We start from the raw sequence: 2,763 nt of genomic DNA on the forward strand, positions 1-2,763 counted from the left end.
TCAGAGGCAACAAAGAACGGAACAACCTGCATTTCCCCGAACGTTAAGGACAGCCCTACGGTGAACGAGTGGCCTAAGATTTCCCGTTCTTGGGCGATGCGGTTACGACCAGATCAAAAAGCAGGCTTTTCCCATGCCTAACGCCTGCGATAAGGTGCCCCACACTGAACCGGCAAAGCGCACCAAACTTCATACCAAAACCGCCGAGTGTAACGGGTCACCTTGATTGCCTTGTTATGTGCGGCGGTCATTCCTAATATCTTCCAAGTGAGACATTACCTTCTGAGCCCAAGCTCCAATAGCAATACAAACTGGGACAATTGAAATAATTAAAAAAACCACATCTTTTAAATCCATAATTACCTCCAAAATCATCATGAGATAACTATAGCGAATTCATCTGTGTATATATCGTTGACAAAATCGTGTCGATTATCGACTTTTTTCACCGACTTACTTTTTTAATTGACGGATTGCTATTTTAATTTGCTCTTTCGTATTTGAACCGAAGAACTCATCACACAGTATCTCGAAAGCAACTTGCTGAAATGGAGTTCCATTAGTCCTTCCTTTCAACTTAGGAAAGTGCTCCTTAAATGATTCATCAAGTTGAGAAACAGCAGCTAGAAGGTATTGATTTGGTGCTGATTTTGGTCGACCTCGTACTTTTAAGCATTTCGAAATCATATAACTTGATGACACATTGATGGCACGTAAGCTATCAGCTATTTCGGAAAAAGAAGGTACACGTTCTACAGTTTTAGCGGCATTATCAAGGTCAATTTCTAACTGTAGATGCTTCTTTTCAATTGTGCTTGATACGTTGTCAATCTGGTATTGTTCAGGATTCGGCAAAGTGCTTAATGGATACTCCTTCGCTGCTTCAAACGAACTAAGCCCAGATTTAAAGCGTTCAATAGCTTTATTATTAGCAATTTTCTGCCAATCTTTTTCCACATTACCTTCTAGTAAGGAAAGAAGATTCTCACTCAACTGGTTTATCTGTCGTAGAAATATATGCTCATCACTTTCATGTTCTAACGTTTCTCGGCTGAATGAATCACCTCCAGTCGGTACCATATCATAATACCCCCTTACTTGATTGACACATTCAATAACTCCAAGAATCTGCTCTTTTTTAGCGTTTTTGACTAAAGGCACAACACGCTTTGACAATGAAATTAAGTATTTTTCAATACGATCATCTTCATAATAAATAACGTATTTCATTAATTTCTCTCACTAACCGTATCTAAGCACATAACGCCAGCAATAAGGTGCCCCACGCAAAACCAGCCAAGCGCACCGAACTTCGAACCAAAAATGCCGAGTGTAACGGGTCACCTTGATTGCTTTGTTAGGCATTTCCACTTGTGGCTTCACTACCTGGCAGTCGAACTCTCAGCGCGCTCCGGCGCCAATCGTGGGATACAGCAACTACTGAATCTCAAGTAACATCAACACTATCAGCACCTTAAAGCCAATTACATTTGCATGACATCCTGATGAGATGCTAATCGAGGCTGCATCTCCAGGCTGATAGGTTGAGTTGCCGGCTAGCCTTTCACTACAGTGCAACGGGGAAACTAGGAACGCATATTGCCACCGCCTGAGGCAGCAAAGAACATAGCAACTTGCGCTTCCCAGAACTTTAAGGGCAGCCCTACGATGGGCGAATGGCCAAAGATTTCCCGTTCTTGGGCGACGTGGTAACGACCAGATCCAAAAGCAGGCTTTTCCCATGCCTAACGCTTGCAATAAGGTGCCCCACACTGAACTAGCAAAGCACACCGAACTCCATACCAAAACCGCCGAGTGTAACGGGTCACCTTGATTGCTTTGTTATGTTTTCACTGTGTAACTAAGAGCTATAATTTCAAACTGTCCAAGCTCATTAAAATTAAACTTATAGTGCTTATAGCATTCTGCATCTGATATTTGATCTTGAGCTATATGCAGGTTTAACCATTCAGAGTTCTCTATCACGTAACAAGAATCATAACGCTCACCTTCAAGAAAAGACTCAGCCATTTGCCATTTCATTGCTACGGGATCAGCAAAGAAGACTTCTACAATTGATTCTTGCCAGTCTTTAAATTTAAGTACAACATCACCTTTGACTTGATGTATTTCTGGATACTCTGCATCCGCTGTGGAAAAACCAGTATGTAATAATTTTGCTATTTCCATAAAACTCTCAATAATATATAACACTTGAGACAAGCGGACGTAACTACGTTGTATAAGAAACAATCGTAGCTAAGTACAGTACATCAATTTTGACTTCATTGTTATACGGTTGCCGTGTCACACCAAAATTCTGAGTAACAGTCATCGACCCTACACCTAATTCTTATGGTTCCAAACTCTTTTCCAGTACCTACCTCTTCAGAAATAAGAACATGATCTGCTAACAACAAATAACTAACAGCTTCTGCCAATTCATCAAAACCTGATAGCTCTACTGAATTACGTTCTTCATCAGTCTCTACTTGCATCCATACTTTTAATAAACCTTGATCTTGTAAGCGACTTACTTGAAGATCAGTCAAAAACTCAGGTCGATAAAACTCAAGAATCTTTCTATATTTTGACATTCATACCCCAAGAAAACATAACGCCTGCAACTCAGGAATCCCCACAAAATTCCTTTACTGTTCAATAAGTAGACACGCACCTTGCCTTCTGATCTAATGAATTCACCACAAAAACAAAAGAAGAAAACAAGATGCGTGATATTCAAATACTACACGACTCCCTTAG

General features: G+C 40.6%; 4 protein-coding genes. All 4 read right to left on the reverse strand.

What is annotated here, in order from left to right:
- Positions 1 to 234 precede the first annotated feature (234 nt).
- The 4 genes from EIZ48_RS29815 to EIZ48_RS27860 all read right to left on the reverse strand — a co-directional run bounded on the left by EIZ48_RS29815 (position 235) and on the right by EIZ48_RS27860 (position 2,597).
- The gene (locus tag EIZ48_RS29815; RefSeq protein ID WP_275690400.1) at positions 235 to 357 is read right to left on the reverse strand and encodes a hypothetical protein; all 123 of its coding nucleotides are present in this window, start codon (positions 355 to 357) and stop codon (positions 235 to 237) included.
- A 96-nt stretch (positions 358 to 453) separates the two neighbouring features.
- Positions 454 to 1,230, reverse strand: coding sequence for a hypothetical protein (locus EIZ48_RS27850; RefSeq protein WP_160658616.1), 777 nt, complete (start codon positions 1,228 to 1,230; stop codon positions 454 to 456).
- 612 nt (positions 1,231 to 1,842) lie between these two features.
- A complete protein-coding gene (locus EIZ48_RS27855) occupies positions 1,843 to 2,190 on the reverse strand; it encodes a hypothetical protein (protein WP_160658617.1) in 348 nt (115 codons plus the stop codon).
- Between the two features lie 101 nt (positions 2,191 to 2,291).
- On the reverse strand, positions 2,292 to 2,597 hold the full coding sequence (locus EIZ48_RS27860; RefSeq protein WP_160658619.1) for a hypothetical protein: 306 nt from the start codon (positions 2,595 to 2,597) through the stop codon (positions 2,292 to 2,294).
- Positions 2,598 to 2,763 lie beyond the last annotated feature (166 nt).

Origin of the sequence: Photobacterium alginatilyticum, from assembly GCF_009910675.1 — a bacterium.
Classification (GTDB): Bacteria; Pseudomonadota; Gammaproteobacteria; order Enterobacterales; family Vibrionaceae; genus Photobacterium; species Photobacterium alginatilyticum.

Excerpts from the sequence above, each read along its gene's own strand:
- EIZ48_RS27850 (WP_160658616.1), bottom strand. The coding sequence starts at position 1,230 with ATGAAATACGTTATTTATTATGAAGATGATCGTATTGAAAAATACTTA.
- EIZ48_RS27855 (WP_160658617.1), bottom strand. The coding sequence starts at position 2,190 with ATGGAAATAGCAAAATTATTACATACTGGTTTTTCCACAGCGGATGCA.
- EIZ48_RS27860 (WP_160658619.1), bottom strand. The coding sequence starts at position 2,597 with ATGTCAAAATATAGAAAGATTCTTGAGTTTTATCGACCTGAGTTTTTG.
- EIZ48_RS29815 (WP_275690400.1), bottom strand. The coding sequence starts at position 357 with ATGGATTTAAAAGATGTGGTTTTTTTAATTATTTCAATTGTCCCAGTT.